The organism is Amycolatopsis sp. 195334CR (assembly GCF_017309385.1).
Taxonomy (GTDB): Bacteria; Actinomycetota; Actinomycetes; order Mycobacteriales; family Pseudonocardiaceae; genus Amycolatopsis.
In genome coordinates, this window is sequence record NZ_JAFJMJ010000001.1 from 4,018,046 (window position 1) to 4,036,295 (window position 18,250).

1 protein-coding gene is annotated in these 18,250 nt (G+C 72.0%); it reads right to left on the bottom strand.

From position 1 onward, the window contains the following. Window positions 1–8 precede the first annotated feature (8 nt). Window positions 9–18,242: a type I polyketide synthase gene (locus JYK18_RS19555; protein ID WP_206803400.1), complete on the bottom strand. Its 18,234-nt coding sequence runs from the start codon at window positions 18,240–18,242 to the stop codon at window positions 9–11. Window positions 18,243–18,250 lie beyond the last annotated feature (8 nt).

An 18,250-nucleotide genomic window follows, 5' to 3' on the forward strand; every position in this document is an offset into this window, starting at 1 on the left:
TTCGGTCGTCATCTTCTCCCGTTGCCCCTCTGTCCCAGTTCTTCGTCGAGAGCGTCGAAGAGTTCCTCGTCGCTCAGCGAATCGAGATCGGCCGAGGCGCCGTTGCCCGTACCGTTCGTGTCCCACTTGTGCAGCAGTTGTGCCATCCGCGCGAGCACCTCGGCCTGCCGGTCGGAGTCCATCGTGGACAGTTCGGCGGTCAGCCGGTCCAGTTCGTCGACCGGTGCCGGGGCCAGCTCGGCCCGCAGGTAGTCGGCGATCGCGGCCGGGGTCGGGTGGTTGAACACCAGCGTGGACGGCAGCCGCAGCCCGGTCTCCGCGGCGAGCCGGTTGCGGAACTCCACCGCGGTCAGCGAGTCGAAGCCCATCGCGAGCAGGCCGCGGTCGGCGTCGATGCCGTCCGTACCGGCGTGCCCGAGCACGTCGGCCACCGTGGTGGTGACCAGTTCCAGCAACCGGCGGCGCTGCTCGGCCTCGCTCAACCGGCCCAGCGAGTCGGTGTCGTTCGCCGCCGCCCGGCGGGTGCGCGTGACGCCCCGGTAGAGCGGGTGGTCGGCGGTGAAGTCCAGCTTCGCCGCGACGAGTGCCGGGTGCTCACCGCCGAGCGCGGCGTCGAACAGGGCGAGCGCGTCGCCGGGCAGCAGCGGGGCGATCCCGAGCTTGGCCAGCCTCGCATGATCCACTGTGGACAAGGAATCGGTCATGCCGCCGCTCTCGGCCCACAGGCCCCACGCGAGGCTGGTCGCGGGCAGGCCTCCGGCGTGGCGGTGGTGCGCGAGCCCGTCGAGGTAGGCGTTGGCCGCGGCGTAGGCACTCTGCCCGGCGCTGCCGAACGTGCCCGCGATGGAGGAGAACAACACGAAGGCGTCCAGGTCGAGGTGCCGGGTCAGTTCGTGCAGGTTCCACGCGGCGGTCACCTTGGGCCGGGCGACCTTCTGCCACTGGTCCTCGGTGAGCGAGGTGAGCACGGCGTCGTCGAGCACGCCGGCGGTGTGGACCACCGCGGTGAGCGGATGCTCGGCCGGGATGTCCGCGAGGACATCGGCGAGCGCGTCACGGTCGGCGGTGTCGCAGGCGACCACGCGCGCGTTCGGCCCGAGTTCCGCCGGTACCTCGCCACCGCTGCGGCTGACCAGGAGCAAGTGCCGGATTCCGTGGTGCTGCACCAGGTGCCGGGCGATCCGGCGGCCGAGTGCGCCGGTACCGCCGGTGAGCAGGACGGTGCCTTCCGGATCGAGTTCGCGGCCGTTGGCGGTGGCGCGTACCAGTCGCGGTGCCAGTACTTCGCCGTCGCGCACCCGGAGTTCGGGCGCGCCGGTCAACGGGGTGTTTTCCGGCTGGTCGGTGTCGACCAGGGCGAACCGGTCGCCGTGTTCGCGCTGGGCGGCGCGGACCAGACCGTGGATCGCGGCACCGGCCAGCTCGTCCGCCCGCGTGACCACGGTGAGCCGGCCACTGTCCTTGGTGAGGTGCTGCTGGAGCGCGGTGGCGACCCGCCAGGTGGCTTCGAGCACGTCGGTTCCGTTGGCGTGCAGGACTTCCGTCTCGATGTCGGCGGCCTGCGGTGCCGGTACCCAGTCCACGCGGAACAGGTCGAGCCGCTTGGCCGCACCGAGGTCCGCGGGCCGGGTTTCCAGCGCGCCGACGGTGATCACCGGCTGCCCGGCGGGATCGGTGGCGGACAGGCGGTAGGCACCGTCGCCGGCGGGCGTCAACCGGATCCGCAGGGACCGCGCGCCGGTCGCGTGCAGCGCGACATCCCGCCAGGCGAAGGGGACCCGCGTCTCGGTGGTGTCCAGCGCCAGGAGGTGGAACGCGGAATCGAGCAGCGCGGGGTGGATGCCGTGGCCTTCTTCGTTCGCGTCGAGGTGGAGTTCGGCGAACCGTTCGCCGTCGTGTTCCCAGACCGTGCCGAGGCATTGGAACGCGGGACCGTACTCGTAACCGTTCTGGGCGAGGCGGCCGTACATGTCGCCAAGGTCCATTTCGGACGCTTCAGCGGGCACGTCCCACGCGCTGGGCGTGCTCGTTGGCGTCCGAAGCGTGCCTTCGGCGTGCTGGGCCCAGGTTTCTTCGAGCTCCGGCCGGGAATGGATGGTGACCTTCTGCTCCTGGAGGGCGACCTGGAGTTGCACGGCCCCGGTTTCCGGGAGCACGAGCGGCGCCTGGATGGTCAGCTCCTCCAATTCGGGGAGGCCGGCCTGCTCCCCGGCGTGCAACGCCAGCTCGACCAGCGCGGTACCGGGAAGCAGGACTGTGCCGTCGATCGTGTGCTCGGCGAGCCAGGACTTCCGCGACAGGCGGCCGGTGAACACCAGCCCGCCACCCGCGAGTGCGACAGCGGCGCCGAGCAAGGGGTGCTCGCTCGAGCCGAGCCCGGCGGCGGTGACGTCGCCCGTGCCCTCGGGCAGGTCGAGCCAGTAGCGGCGGCGCTGGAAGGCGTAGGTCGGCAGGTCGACCTCGCGGCCGGTGAACAACGCGCTCCAGTCGACTTCGGTGCCGCGCAGGTGGATCTTGCCGAGTGCGCTGAGGAAGGCGTGTGCTTCCTGGTCGGATTTCAGGGAGGCGAACAGTTCGCCGTCCGGCACGCAGTCGGCGCCCATCGCGGTGAGCGTGTGCTGCGGGCCGATTTCGACGAAGGTGCGCACGCCGAGTTCGTGCAGTTTCCGCATGCCGTCGGCGAAGCGGACCGCGTGCCGTACGTGCCGCACCCAGTATTCGGGGTCGCGGAGTTCATCGGTGGCCACGTCGCCGGTGAGGTTCGAGACCACCGGGATGCTGGGTTCGTGGAAGGTCAATCCCTGGGCCACGCGGCGGAATTCGTCGAGCATGCCGTCCATGTGCGGGGAGTGGAACGCGTGGCTGACCCGAAGCCGGGTGCTTCGCCGACCCTGGGCTTTCCAGGTGGCGGCGACGTCGAGCACGGCATCGCGGTCGCCGCTGATCACGGTCGCGGAAGGGCCGTTGAGCGCGGCGATCGACACGCCGGTCACGCCCTTGAGGGAGGCGAGCACCTCGGCTTCGTCGGCCTCGATCGCCGCCATGCCACCGTCGTCGCGCAGGGCCTGCATGAGCCTGCCGCGCGCGGCGACGAGCCGGCAGGCGTCTTCGAGCCCGATCACCCCGGCCACGTGGGCGGCGGCCAGCTCACCGATCGAATGACCGACCACATGGGACGGGGTGATGCCGAGCGATTCGTAGAGCCGGTAGAGCGCTACCTCGATGGCGAACAGGGCGGGCTGGGTGTGGATGGTGCGGTCCAGTTCCTCGCCGGTGAACATGATCGTCTTGAGTGGACGGTCCAGTTCGGCGTCGAGGTGCGTGCAGATTTCGTCCAGTGCTTCGGCGAATCGGGGGTACCGCTCGTACAGTTCGCGTCCCATGCCCGGTCGCTGCGCGCCTTGGCCGGTGAACAGGAAGGCGAGGCTGCCTTCGTCGTCGCGGGTGGTGGCCGGGCCGATCTTGGCCAACCCGGACAGCAGCTCGTCGTGGTCGGCGGCCACCACCACGACACCCCGTTCGTGCCGGGGCCGTGTGGCGAGCAGGGAATGCGCGATGTCGACGGGTGCGTGTTCGGTCGCGTGCTCGGCCAGGCGGGTGGCCTGTTCCCTGAGTGCGGCGTCTGTCTTGGCGGAGAGCACGAACGGCAGCGGTCCGTGGTGCTCTTGTGGTGGCTGCTCGGCGGTTTCCGGCGCCTGTTCGAGGATCAGGTGCGCGTTGGTGCCACTGATGCCGAACGACGACACCCCGGCGCGGCGCGGCCGGTCGCGGTCCCAGCCGACCGGCTCGGTCAGCAGTTCGACGGCGCCCGCCGACCAGTCGACGTGCGGGGACGGCTCGTCGACGTGCACCGTCCGCGGCAGCACGCCGTGCCGCATGGCCTGCACCATCTTGATGATCCCGGCGATCCCGGCGGCGGCCTGGGTGTGGCCGATGTTGGACTTGATCGAGCCCAGCCGGAGCGGGGTCTCCCGGTCCTGCCCGTAGGTCGCGAGCAGGGCCTGCGCCTCGATCGGGTCACCGAGCGTGGTGCCCGTGCCGTGTGCTTCCACGGCGTCCACATCGGACGGTTCGAGACCGGAGTTCGCCAGCGCCTGCCGGATCACGCGTTCCTGGGACGGGCCGTTGGGGGCGGTGAGGCCGTTGCTGGTGCCGTCCTGGTTGACCGCGCTGCCGCGGATCACGCCGAGCACGTGGTGCCCGTTGCGCTGGGCGTCGGACAGGCGTTCCAGCAGGATCAGCCCGGCGCCCTCACTCCAGGCCGCGCCGTTCGCACTCGCGGCGAACGACTTGCAGCGGCCCTCCGGGGACAGCCCGCGCTGGCGGCTGAACTCGATGAACACCGCCGGGGTCGCCATCACGGTCACCCCGCCGGCCAGCGCCAGCGAGCACTCGCCGGTGCGCAGGGCCTGCGCGGCCAGGTGCACGGCGACCAGCGACGAGGAGCACGCGGTGTCGACGGTGACCGCCGGGCCCTCCAAGCCGAAGGTGTAGGCGACGCGGCCCGAGGCGACGCTGCCCGCGCTGCCGCTGACCAGGTACCCCTCGACGTCCTTGGGCGGGCTCTTCAGCAGCCGTGAGGCGTAGTCGTCGTACATGATCCCGGCGAACACGCCGGTGTCGCTGCCGCGCAGGGTGCCGGGGTCGATCCCGGCGCGCTCGAAGGTCTCCCACGCGGTTTCGAGCAGGAGCCGCTGCTGCGGGTCGGTGGCCGAGGCCTCGCGGGGGCTGATGCCGAAGAACTCGGGGTCGAACTCGTCGGCGTCGTGCAGGAAGCCGCCGTGCCGCACGTACGAGGTGCCCTGCGCTTCGGGGTCGGGGTCGTAGAGGCGGTCCAGCTCCCAGCCGCGGTTGACCGGGAACTCGGAGATCGCGTCGGTGCCCTCGTCGACCAGGCGCCACAGGTCCTCCGGCGATCGCACGCCGCCGGGGAACCGGCAGGCCATCGCGACGATCGCGATCGGCTCGTTGTGCCCGGTGGCCGCCTTCGTTCTGGTGGTGGTGGTGCGCGTGCCGCCGCCGAGCCGGTCGCGGAGGAAGGCCGCGACGGCCTGCGGGGTCGGGTGGTCGAACACCAGGGTCGCGGGCAGGCGGGTGCTCGCCGCTTCGCTGAGCCGGTTGCGCAGCTCGACGGAGGTGAGCGAGTCGAAGCCGAGGTCCTTGAACGCGCGTTCGGCCGGGACCTGCTGGGCACCGGCGTGCCCGAGCACGGCGGCGGCGTGGGTGCGGACCAGCTCGGTCAGGAGCTTGAGCTGCTCGGCGGGGTCGGCCGCGGCGAGGCGGTCGGCCAGTCCGGTGGTGACCCGGCGGGCGGGGGCGCGGACGAGCCCGGCGAAGAGCGGCGGCAGCGTGCCGTCGGCGGCGCGGCTGCGGAGTGCCGCGAGGTCGAGGTGCGCGGGGACGCGTACGCCGTGCCGGGCGGAGTCGAACAGGGCGAGGCCCTCGGCGGTGTCCATCGGGGCGAAGCCGCTCTGCGCGAGGCGGAGGCGGTCGGCCTCGGTGAGGTGGCCGGTCATGCCGGTCTCCTCGGCCCAGTAGCCCCAGGCCAGGCTGGTGGCGGGGAGGCCGAGGTCCTGGCGGTGGGTGGCGAGGGCGTCGAGGAAGGCGTTGGCGGCGGCGTAACCGGCCTGCCCGGCGGTGCCCGCGGTGCCGGCCACCGAGGAGAACAGGATGAACGCCGACAGCTCGCGGTCCTGGGTCAGCTCGTGCAGGTTCCAGGCGGCGTCCACCTTGGGCGGCAAAACCGTGAGCAGGTGCTCCACATCGAGAGCAGCGATCACAGAGTCGTCGAGCGCCCCGGCCGCGTGCACAACGGCGGTCAGGTGCGGGAGGCGGTCGAGGAGGGCGGCGAGCGCTTCGCGGTCGGCGGCGTCGCAGGCCGCGATCTCGACCTCGGCGCCGAGAGCGGTCAGTTCGGACTTCAGCTCGGGAGCTCCGGGCGCGTCGAGCCCGCGGCGGCTGGTCAGTACGAGGTGGCGCACGTTGTGCGTGGTCACCAGGTGGCGAGCGAGTCTGCTGCCGAGCACGCCGGTTCCGCCGGTGATCAGCACGGAGTCGCCGAGGTCGGGACGTTCGGGCTGGGCCTTGGCCAGGCGCGGCACGTAGGCGGTGTCGCCGCGGACGACGAGCTGCGATTCGCCGGACGCGAGCGCGGTGTCGAGCGCGTCGCTGGTGGCGTCCTGAACGTCGGCGAGCACGAAGCGGCCGGGGTGCTCGGTCTGGGCCGACCGCACCAACCCCCAGGCGGCGGCGCCGGCCAGGTCCTCGATGGGCTCGCCGGGGAGCGCGATGGCGCCGCGGGTGAGGATGAGGAGCTTGGCGGTCTGGTCCTTCGCGAGCCAGTCCTGCAGTTTCGCGAGCAGGCTGGTGACGACCTCGTGCGTGTTGGCAGGCACGCCGTGCTCGCCGGGCGGGCATTCGAAGGTCTCGTACTCGGGCGGCGGTTCGGTTCCGGGTTCGAGGCGCGTCCAGTCGACGGTGTACAGCTCGCGCTCGGTGGTGGAGCGGAGCCTGGTCGCGTCGATGGGCCGGGTGACCAGCGCGTCCACGGTGAGCACCCGCTCGCCCTCAGGGGTGAAGGCGCGGACGGCGAACGTGTCCCGCTGGCGGGTGACGTGCACACGCAGCGCGGTCGCGCCGCTGGCGGACCGGGTGACGCCGGACCAGGAGAAGGGCAGCATGACGTGGCCCGCCGGCGCCCCATCAGCGGTCAGCGCCACGGTGTGCAGCGCTGCGTCAAGCAAGGCGGGGTGAAGGCCGAACCCGTGCGCCGGAAGCTCCTCCGGCAACCGCACCTCGGCGAACAGCTCGTCCTCGTTGCGCCAAGCCGCGACGACCCCCTGGAAGGCGGGCCCGTAGTCGTAACCGCGCAGAGCCAACTTCTCGTACAACTCAGAGGGCTCGACTGCCTCCGCTCCTCCCGGTGGCCACTCCACCTCCGCGCCTTGGCTCCCTCCGATTCCGCCTTGCCCGACCGCACCGCCGTGCCCGGCGACTCCGCCCGGCCGGCCCTGCGCAGCCGGTCCGCCGTGCTCGGCCACCTCGGCTGCTTCGGAGCTGAGCTGGCCTGCGGCGTGCCGCACCCAAGGCTCCCCCTCTGCCCGCGAGTGGATCTCGATCGGCCGCCTGCCCTCGTCATCCGCCTCGCCGATGGTGACCCGCAGCTGCCGCGCGCTCTCCTCAGCGAGGACCAGCGGCGCATGCAGCATCAGCTCATCCAGCCGTCCACACCCGGCGAGCCTGCCCCCTTCGAGCGCGAGCTCGGCGAACGCCGCACCCGGCAGCAACACGGTGTCGAACACCCGATGATCCGCGAGCCACGGCAACGCCCGCAGGCTCGGCCGCCCGGTCAGCACCAGCGCCCCATCGGCCAGGTCCATGGTCGCGCCGAGCAGCGGGTGTCCGGTCGCGTCGAGCCCGGCCGCGGTCACGTCGCCGGTTCGCTCCGGCGCGTCCAGCCAGTACCGCTGCCGCTGGAAGGCGTAGGTCGGCAGCTCGGCCGGGCGCACGCCGTCGAAGGCCCAGCGCACGGCGCTCCCGCGAACGTGGACCCGCGCCGCCGAGTCGAGGAACCGCCCCCAGCCTTCGTCCCGGCGCAGCGAGCCGGTCACCAGCGCGTCGGTCTCGAGCGAGTCGAGCGTGCCCTGGAGTCCGACGGTCAGCACCGGGTGCGCACTCGACTCGACGAAGACGCGGTACCCGTCGGCGGCGAGGCGCCGGCTGGCCGGTTCGAAGAGCACGGTCTGCCGGAGGTTGCGGTACCAGTAGGCGGCGTCCAGCTCGGTGGTGTCGATCGGCTCCCCGGTGAGGGTGGAGTAGAAGGTGAGGTCCGAAGCACGCGCCGCGATCGGCGCCAGATCGGCGAGCACCTGCTCGCGGATCGCCTCCACGTGCGCCGAGTGCGACGCGTAGTCCACCGGGATCCGGCGTGCGCGGATGTCGCTGCCTTCGCAGTCGGCGAGCAGCTGGTCCAGCGCGGCCACGTCACCGGAGACCACGGTGGACGACGGCCCGTTGACCGCCGCGATGCCGAGACCGTCGCGGCCCATCAGCAGCGCTTCGGTGGCGTCGGCCGCCAGCGGCACCGACACCATGCCCCCGAGCCCGGCGATCTCCCTGATCGCCCTGCTCCGCAGCGCGACGACTCGCGCGGAGTCCGCCAGCGAGAGCGCCCCGGCCACGTACGCGGCGGCGATCTCCCCCTGCGAGTGCCCGACGACGGCCTCCGGTTCGACGCCCATCGACCGCCACAGCGCGGCGAGCGAGATCATCACCGCCCACAGCGCGGGCTGCACCACGTCGACCCGGTCCAGCCCTTCCCCGTGCAGGGCGTCGAGCAGCGACCAGTCGATGTGGGGCGCGAGCGCGTCCGCGCAGGCGAGCAGCTGCTCCCGGAAGACGGGCGCGGTGTCGAGCAGGTCGAGCGCCATGCCCGCCCACTGCGAACCCTGCCCGGGAAACACGAAAACCTTTCTGCCGAGTGCGTCGGCCGAGCCCAGCGCCGCGTTCGAGGCGGGCTCCCCGGCGACGATCGAGTCCAGACCGAGCAGGAAGTCCTCCCGGTCCGCGGCGAGCACCACCGCGCGGTGCGGCAACACCGCGCGCCGGGCCAGCGCCGCGCCGATCCCGCCGAGGTCCGGCTCGGGCAGGTCGGCCACGCGCGCTCGCAACTGCCGCACCTGCTCGCGCAGCGCCTCCTCACTGACCGCCGACACCGCCCACGGCACGATGCCCGCGGACTCCGGCCGGTGGTCGTCGGGCGGGGCCTGCTCCAGGATCACGTGCGCGTTCGTGCCACTGATCCCGAACGCGGACACCGCCGCCCGGCGCGGCCGGTCGCGTTCCCACTCGACCGGCGAGGTCAGCAGCTCGACCCCGCCCCCCGACCAGTCGACGTGTGGCGAAGGCGCGTCGACGTGCAGCGTTCTCGGCAGCACGCCGTGCCGCATGGCCTCGACCATCTTGATCACGCCCGCGACCCCGGCCGCGGCCTGCGTGTGCCCGATGTTGGACTTGATCGACCCGAGGTGGAGCGGGGTTTCGCGCTCGCCGCCGTAGGTGGAGAGCAGGGCCTGCGCCTCGATCGGGTCGCCCAGGGTGGTGCCGGTGCCGTGCGCTTCGACGGCGTCCACCTCGGACGGCCGCAGTCCCGCGTTGGCCAGCGCCTGCCGGATCACGCGCTGCTGCGACGGCCCGTTCGGCGAGGTCAGCCCGTTCGACGCGCCGTCCTGGTTGATGGCCGAGCCCCGGAGCACACCGAGGATCCGGCGGCCGTTGCGCCGGGCGTCGGAGAGCCGTTCGAGCAGGACCAGGCCCACACCCTCCGACCAGCCGGTGCCGTCGGCGGCCGCGGCGAACGGCTTGCACCGGCCGTCGGCGGACAGCCCGCGCTGGCGGCTGAACTCGACGAACACGTTCGGCGTCGCCATCACGGTGACGCCGCCCGCCAACGCCAGCGAGCATTCGCCCTGGCGCAGGGCCTGGCTCGCGAGGTGCATGGCCACCAGCGAGGAGGAGCACGCGGTGTCGATGGTGACGGCCGGTCCCTCCAGCCCGAAGGTGTAGGCGATCCGACCGGAGGCGACGCTCGTGGTGTTGCCGGTGAGCAGGTGGCCCTCGTAGCCGTCGGGCGCGGTGCCGAGCCGGGTGCCGTAGTCGTCGTACATCACGCCCGCGAACACGCCGGTGTCGCTGCCGCGGAGCTCGTCGGGGGAGACACCGGCGCGCTCGAACGCCTCCCACGCGGTCTCGAGCAGAAGTCGCTGCTGGGGGTCGGTCGCGGTCGCCTCGCGGGGGCTGATGCCGAAGAACTCGGCGTCGAAGTGCGCGGCTTCGTAGAGGAAGCCGCCGTGCTTGGCGTACGAGGTGCCGGCGTGCTCGGGGTCGGGGTGGTAGAGGTGCTCGAGGTCCCAGCCGCGGTCGGCGGGGAACTCGGCGATCGCGTCGGTGCCCGCCTCGACCAGCCGCCACAGGTCCTCGGGGGTGCGCACGCCACCGGGATAACGGCACGCCATGGCGACGATGGCGATCGGCTCGTCGGTGCCAACAAGCGTTGGCATGCTCGCGGTTTCGGTGGTTTCGCTGCCCAATTCGGTGTGCAGGAACTCGGTGAGGGCTGCTGGGCTCGGGTGGTCGAAGACCATCGTGGTCGGCAGCCGGAGGCCGGTCGCGGTGTTGAGCCGGTTGCGCAGTTCGACGGCGGTGAGCGAGTCGAAACCCAGCTCCTTGAACGCCCGGGTGTGCTCGATGGTGGCGTTCGCGTCGAGCCCGAGCACGACGGCGACCTGCGCGCGGACCAGCTCGGTCACCGCGCGGCCGCGTTCTGCGGGCGAAAGCGCGAGCATGCGCTGGGTCCAGGTGTCGCCGGTGTGGGGCTGATCCTCGACACGGCGTCGCGAGGGGCGGCGGAGGGCGTGGAACAGGGGCGGGAGCGTGGGCGCGCTCAGGTCGAGCTTCGCCGGGACGAGGACGGGACGGTCGTCGGCGAGTGCGGCGTCGAGGAGGGCGAGGCCCTGTTCGGTGGGCAGGGGAGCGATGCCGGTGCGGGCCATCCTGGCGCGGTCGCCGGCGCTCATGGAGCTGGTGAGGCCGCTGCTCTCAGCCCACAGGCCCCACGCGAGGCTGGTCGCGGGGAGGCCCTGGGCGTGGCGGTGGTGTGCGAGGCCGTCGAGGAAGGCGTTGGCGGCGGCGTAGTTCGCCTGGCCCGCGCTGCCGATGGTGGCCGTGACGGAGGAGAACAGCACGAAGGCGGCGAGGTCGCGGTCGCGGGTGAGTTCGTGCAGGTGCAGCGCGGCGTCCACCTTGGGACGCAGCACAGAGGACAGCCGCTCCGAATCGAGAGCAGTGATCACAGAGTCCTCCAGCACCCCGGCGGCGTGGAAGACCGCGGTGAGGTCGGGGATGCCGTCGAGGAGGGACTCGAGCGCGTCGCGATCCGAGGCGTCACAGGCCGCGATGGTCACTTCGGCACCGGCGGCGCGGAGTTCGTCGCGCAACTCGGGCGCGTGGCCGCGGCGACTGGTCAGCACCAGGTGGCGCACCCCGTGCCGCTCCACCAGATGACGGGCGACCAGGGCGCCGAGCACGCCGGTGCCGCCGGTGATCAGCACCGTGCCCGCTGGGTCGAAGGCTCCGTCACCTGGGTTTGAGGCTGCGCTCGCCGGGTTGGAGGCCGGGCCCGCTGGGGCGAAGGCGGTGCTCGCCTGGTTGGAGGTTGCGCCCGCTGGGTTGGAGGTTGTCCTCGCCAGGCTGGAGGCTGTGCTCGTTGGTTCGAGGGCCGCGCTCGTCGGCGGTGCGGCTGCGCTTGCTGAGCTGCGGTCGGCCTCTGCATCAGCGCGGGAAGCCTCGCTGGGCGAGGCGATCGGAGCAAGGGAGGCGGGTTGGGCGGTCCCAACGACTGCTTTCGTTCGGGTGAGGTGGGGGGCGAAGGCCCGGCCCTCGCGCACGGCCACCTGCGGCTCCCCGGTCACCACCACCGGCGCCGAACCGTCGGTGTCCACCAGGATGAAGCGCCCCGGGTGCTCGGTCTGCGCCGAACGCACCAAGCCCCAGACCGCGGCCCCGCCCAGGTCGGGGACGTCTTCCCCGGCGTGCGTAGCGATCGCGCCCCTGGTCACGACCACGAGTGGCCCACCATCCTCCTTGCGAAGGTGCGCCTGGACCGCCTCCAGAGCCGCGGCCGTGACCGCGTGCACGTCGTCTCCGCCGAAGGTCAGGACGGCGGCTGGGGCGCTGGTCGCGCCCGTGACCTCGGTCCAGGTCACCTCGTACAGCGAGTCGAGAGGGGTGGCACTCGCGCTGGCGAGCAGCTCGGCTGACATCGGCCGCAGCAGCAGGGAATCAACCGACGCCACTGGCAATCCCGAGGAGTCCGCCAGTGCGAGTGCCACCCTGTCCGCGCCGTGGGGGGCGACGCGGACACGCAGCGCGGCGGCACCCGCCGCGCCGAGTCGGACGCCGTCCCAGGAGAACGGCAGCGGGATCTCGCCGTCACCCCTGGTCAGCGGTACCAGCCCGACCACCGCGTGCAGTGCGGCGTCGAGCAGCGCCGGGTGCAGGGCGAAGTCCGCCGCGTCCCCGGCATCGGGCAGCCGGACCTCGGCGTAGACCTCGGTGCCGAGCCGCCAAGCCGACCGCAGGCCGCGGAAAGCCGGGCCGTAGTCGTAACCGCGTTCGGCGAGCTGGTCGTAGATGCCGTCGAGGTCGACCGGCGAGGCGCCGGCGGGCGGCCACTCCGTGCTCAACGGCACGAGCTCGCCCTCCCCACTGCCGAGCACGCCGGTCGCGTGCAGGGTCCACGCCTCGCCGGTGCGGGAGTGGATCCGCACCTCTTCCCCGTCGACCACGACCTGGATCCGCACACCGTCTTCTGCGGGCAAAAGCAGGGGCGCGTGGAGGGTGAGGTCCCGCAGCGAGGGGTATCCGGCCTGGTCACCGGCTTGGATGGCGAGTTCGACGAACGCCGTGCCCGGCAGCATGACCGTGCCCCGCACGGCGTGGTCGGCCAGCCACGGGTGCGTGCGCAGCGACAACCTGCCGGTCAGCACGAGGCGGTTCTCCTCGGCGAGCGCGACCGCGGCGCCGAGCAGCGGGTGCTCGGCGGGGTCCAGGCCGGAAGCGGCCGGGTCGCCGGTCGCGGCCGGGACGTCCAGCCAGTACCGCTGCCGCTGGAACGCGTAGGTCGGCAGCTCGACCGCACGCGTGCCCGGCGCGAACAGCGAACCCCAGTCGATCCGCGTGCCCGTGGTGTGGAGGCGCGCTGCCGACTTGAGCACGCGGTCCCAGGCACCGTCGTCGCGGCGCAGGGTGCCGGTGACCACGCCCGCCTCGTCGAGCGTTTCGCCGAGGCCGTTGGCGAGCACCGGGTGCGCGCTCGTCTCGACGAACACCCGGTGCCCGGCAGCGGCGAGCGCGCGAGTGGCCTGCTCGAACAGCACCGGCTGCCGCAGGTTGCGATACCAATACGCGGTGTCGAGCTCGGTGGTGTCGATCGCGTCGCCGGTGACCGTCGAGTAGAAGGCGATGTCGGCGGCGCGCGGGGTGATCCCGGCGAGCACGTCGAGCAGCTCGTCGCGGATGGCCTCCACGTGCGGGGTGTGCGACGCGTAGTCCACCGGGATGCGGCGGGCGCGCACCTGCTCGTCGGCGAGCAGTTCGCCGAGCGCGGCGGGCTCGCCGGCGACCACCGTCGAGGCGGGACCGTTGACCGCGGCGATGTGGATGCGGCCGGGCCAGCGGGTGAGCAGCTCTTCGGTGTCGGCCGCGGGCAACGGCACGGAGACCATGCCGCCGGTGCCTGCCAGCGCGACGATCGCCTTGCTCCGGAGCGCGACGATGCGGGCGGAGTCCTCCAGCGAAAGCGCCCCGGCGACATAGGCGGCGGCGATCTCGCCCTGCGAGTGGCCGATCACCGCGTCGGGGTGCGCGCCGAGCGAGCGCCACAGCGCGGCGAGCGAGATCATCACCGCCCACAGCGCGGGCTGCACGACGTCGACGCGGTCGAGGCCTTCGCCGCGCAGGGCGTCGAGCAGGGACCAGTCGGTGTGCGGGGCGAGCGCGTCGGCGCAGGCGAGCAGTTGCTCGCGGAAGACGGGCGAGGTGTCGAGCAGGTCGAGTCCCATGCCCGCCCATTGAGAGCCCTGACCAGGGAAGACGAAAACTATACGACCGGTCGTACGTGAACTGGCCAGGATGGTGGAGGCGGAGTCCGTGCCGTTCGCCAGGGCGGACAGGTTCGCGCGCAGCTCGTCCTCGGAGTTGCCGAGGATGACGGCTCGGTGCTCGAACGTCGGGCGTGTGGTCACCAGTGCGAAGCCGATTTCGGCAGGTGTGCCGACGGAGTGGTTCAGGGGTGCGCCCTGCGTATCAGCGTCGGCCTCGGCGCCGCCGACGGTGAGGCCGCCGGGCAGCTGGGATTCGCGGTGGGCGAGCAGGCGCGCGGCCTGGGCCCGCAGCGCGCCCTCGGTTTTGGCCGACAGCAGCCACGGGATGGTCGTGGTCATCCCGCCAGCTGGTGCGGCCTTCACCACCGGCGAGGCTTCCGTCACCGGCGTGGTCTCCGCGGCTGGCGCGGCTTCCACGACCGGCGTGGCTCCCATGATCGGCGTGGTCTCTGCGGCTGACGTGGTCTCGGCCACCGGGGCCTGTTCCAGCACGACGTGCGCGTTCGTGCCGCTGATTCCGAATGAAGACACTCCCGCCCGCAGCGGCCGGTTCCGTTTCCACTCGACCGCAGAGGTCAGTAGTTCGACCGCACCAGCCGACCAGTCGACATGCGGCGAAGGCGCGTCGACGTGCAGCGTCTTCGGCAGCACACCGTGCCGCATCGCCATCACCATCTTGATCACACCGCCGACCCCGGCCGCCGCCTGCGTGTGCCCGATGTTCGACTTGAACGACCCCAGCAGCAGCGGCTCCGAGCGGTCCCGCCCGTACGTCGCGAGCAGGGCGTCCGCCTCGATCGGGTCGCCGAGCGAGGTGCCCGTGCCGTGGGCCTCCACGGCGTCGACCTCGGCGGGTTCGAGCCCGGCCATGGCCAGCGCCGCCCGGATGACGCGCTCCTGCGACGGCCCGTTGGGTGCGGTGAGCCCGTTGGACGCACCGTCCTGGTTGATCGCCGAACCCCGGATCACCGCCAGCACCGGGTGCCCGTTGCGCTGGGCATCCGACAGGCGTTCGAGCAGCACCATGCCGGCGCCCTCGGCCCAGCCCGTGCCGTCCGCGCCCGCGGCGAACGCCTTGCACCGGCCGTCGGCGGACAGCCCGCGCTGCCTGCTGAACTCGACGAACATGCCTGGCGACGCCATCACCGTCGCGCCACCGGCCAGCGCCAGCGCGCATTCGCCGTGCCGCAGCGACTGCGCGGCCAGGTGCAGCGCGACCAGCGAAGACGAGCACGCCGTGTCCACGGTGACCGCCGGCCCACCGAAGCCGAACGTGTAGGCGATGCGGCCGGACGCCACGCTGGTCGTGTTGCCGGTGAGCAGGTAACCCCCGCCCTCGGAACCCTCGTGCAGGCGCGGCCCGTAGTCCTGCGCCATCGCGCCGACGAATACACCGGTGCCGCTGCCGTGCAGGGAAGCCGGGTCGATGCCCGCGCGCTCGATCGCCTCCCACGAGGTCTCCAGCAGCAGCCGCTGCTGCGGATCCATTGCGGCGGCCTCACGGGCGTTGATGCCGAAGAACGCCGGGTCGAAGGCGTCCGCGTCGTGCAGGAAACCGCCGTGCCGGGTGTAGGAGCGGCCGGGCTGGTCGGGATCCGGATCGTAGAGGCCGTCGAGGTCCCAGCCGCGGTTGTCCGGGAACTCGCTGATCGCGTCCACGCCGTCGGCGACCAGCCGCCACAGCTCGTCCGGCGTGGTCACACCACCGGGAAAACGGCAGCCCATCGCGACGATGGCGATCGGCTCGTCGGACGCCACCCCGGCGGTGGCCACCGTGGTCGACGGCGCGTCCAGCAGTTCGGCACGCAGGTAGCGGGCGAGCGCGGTCGCGGTCGGGTGGTGGTAGATCAGCGCGCCGGGCAGGTTCAAACCGGTGGCGCTGCTGAGCTGGTCGCGCAGTTCGACGGCGGTCAGCGAGTCGAAGCCGAGGTCCTTGAAGGTGTGACCGGTGTCGACGGCGTCCGCGGAGCTGTGCCCGAGCACCGCGGCGACCGACGTGCGGACGAGGTCGAGCAGCGCGGCTTCTTGCTCGGTTTCGCTCAGCCCGTCGAGGGGCGACGACGGCGTCTCGGCCTTCAGGCGCGTGGTTTCCCCGAACCAGTGGCGTTCCCGCTGGAAGGCGTAGGTGGGCAGGCTGATCCGCTGCGCGTCGCCAAATGCCTGGGACCAATCCACCGGGGCACCCGAGTTGTGCGCCGAAGCGAGTGCGTTCAGAAAGGTGCGCTCCTCGCTGCGGCCCTCGCGCAACATGGACGCCATCGTTACTTCGGAAACGGTGTCGCGCGCCATTCCGGCGAGCACGGGATCCGGGCCCAGTTCGACAAAATTGGTCACCCCGGCGTCGGCCAGGAAGCGGACGCCGTCGGCGAATCGCACGGCGTGCCGGATGTGCGACGCCCAGTAATCGGGGGAGCACAATTGCTCGGTGGTGGCGATTTCACCGGTGAGGTTCGAGACGATCGGCACACCGGCGGGCGCGAAATTGACCGCCGACGCGAGTTCGCGGAATTCGGCCAGGATCGATTCCATGTGCGGCGAGTGGAAGGCGTGGCTCACCCGCAGTTGCTTGGCTTTGCGCCCCTCGGCCTTCCAAGCCCGCGCCAGGGCCAGAACGGTGCCGTGGTCGCCCGACAACACCACGGAATCGGGACCGTTGATCGCCGCGATGTCCACGCCGTCAGTCAAAAGTGGACGGATCTCGGCTTCGGTGCCCTTGAACGAAACCATCGCACCCTGGGCCGTCACGGACTGCATCAGCCTGCCGCGTGCGGCGACCAGCGAGCATGCACCCGGCAAGGTGAGGACCCCGGCGACGTGTGCGGCGGCGAGTTCGCCGATCGAATGGCCCAGCAACAGGTCCGGCCGCAGGCCCCAGGACTCGGCGAGCCGGAACAGGGCGACCCCGAGGGTGAACAACGCGGGCTGCGTGTACCGCGTTTGCCCGAGCGCTTCGGCATCGGAAAACATGATCTCGCGCAGCGAAAGATCGAGATGATGATCGAAGTGCGCGCAGATCTCATCGACAGCAGCGGCGAAGACCGGATAACGCTCATACAGTTCGCGTCCGGCGCCCGCGCGCTGGCTGCCTTGACCCGGGAAAAGGAACGCGACCTTCGCCGCGGCAGCCACGCCAGGCCGTAGCGTCGCCAGATTCTCGCGCAATTCCTCGACGGATGAAGCGAGCACCACCGCCCGATGCTCATGCTGAGCCCGAGTATTGGCCAGAGAAAACCCGAGATCCCCCAGGGGCTCATCGGTGACGAAAGAAGCGAGCCGATCCGCCTGCGCCCGCAATCCCGGCAACGACTTCGCCGACAGCAACATCGGCACCACACCGGGAGCCGTGGAAACCCGCGCGGGCCGGTCCGGCGCGGCGGTGAGCACCAGGTGGCAGTTCGTGCCGCCCATGCCGAACGAGCTCACCCCGGCCACCCGCGGACCCGTCCACTCCTCAAATTCCTGTTGCACCGCAAGGTGTTCGAAGTCGATGTCCGGGTTCGGCGTGGCGAAGTTGAGGCTCGGCGGCAGCGCGCGGTGGTGGATGCTCAGCGCGACCTTCAGCAGCCCGACGATGCCCGCCGCGCCCTCCAGGTGCCCGACGTTCGTCTTGGCCGAGCCGACCCGCAGCCGATGCGATCCGAAGGCCGCGGTCAGCGCCCGCGCCTCGATCGGGTCACCGACGCGCGTGCCCGTGCCATGCAGTTCGACGTAGGACGGCAGCACGCGCGCATCCGAATAAACCTTGCGCAGCAATGCTTCCTGCGCCACCGCGTTCGGTACGGTGAGGCCGTCGGTGGCGCCGTCGTTGTTGACCGCTCCGCCACGAATGACCGCGTAGACCGGGTCGCCGTCGGCGAGGGCCCGCGCCAGCGGCTTGAGCACCACGAGCCCGCCGCCCTCACCGCGCACGTACCCGTCCGCGCGGGCGTCGAAGGTGTACGCCCGGCCGCTCGGCGAAAGCCCGCCGAACCGGGCCGCGGTCAGCGTGCTTTCCGGTGCCAGGTTCAGGTTCACCCCACCGGCGAGCGCGATCGACGACTCCCCGTTGCGCAGGCTTTCGCAGGCCAGGTGCACCGCGACCAGCGAGGACGACTGCGCGGCGTCGACCGCGACCGACGGCCCGCGCAGGCCGAGCGCGTACGACACGCGGTTCGCGATGATGCCGCGGTTCGTGCCGGTGATGGTGTGCTGGTTGATCAGGCCCGCGCGCTGCATGAGCGTGCCGTAGTCGCTGCCGATGGAACCGACGAACACCCCGGCGTCCGCGCCGCGCAGGGTGGACGGCACGAGGCCGGCGTCCTCCAGCGCTTCCCACGCCAGCTCCAGCACGAGCCGTTGCTGGGGGTCCATGATCGCCGCTTCCCGCGGCGAGATGCTGAAGAACGCCGCGTCGAAATCGGCCACCCCGTCCAGGAAACCGCCGCGTTCGGCGCCCGGCGGCACCGGGGTGTCGCTGTCCCAGCGGTCACCGGGCATGGTGGTGATCGCGTCCACCCCGTCCCGCAGCAGCGCCCAGAAGCGCCGGGGATCGGGGGCCTGCGGCAGGCGGCAGGAAAGTCCGACGATCGCGATCTCGTTCACGGACGCCC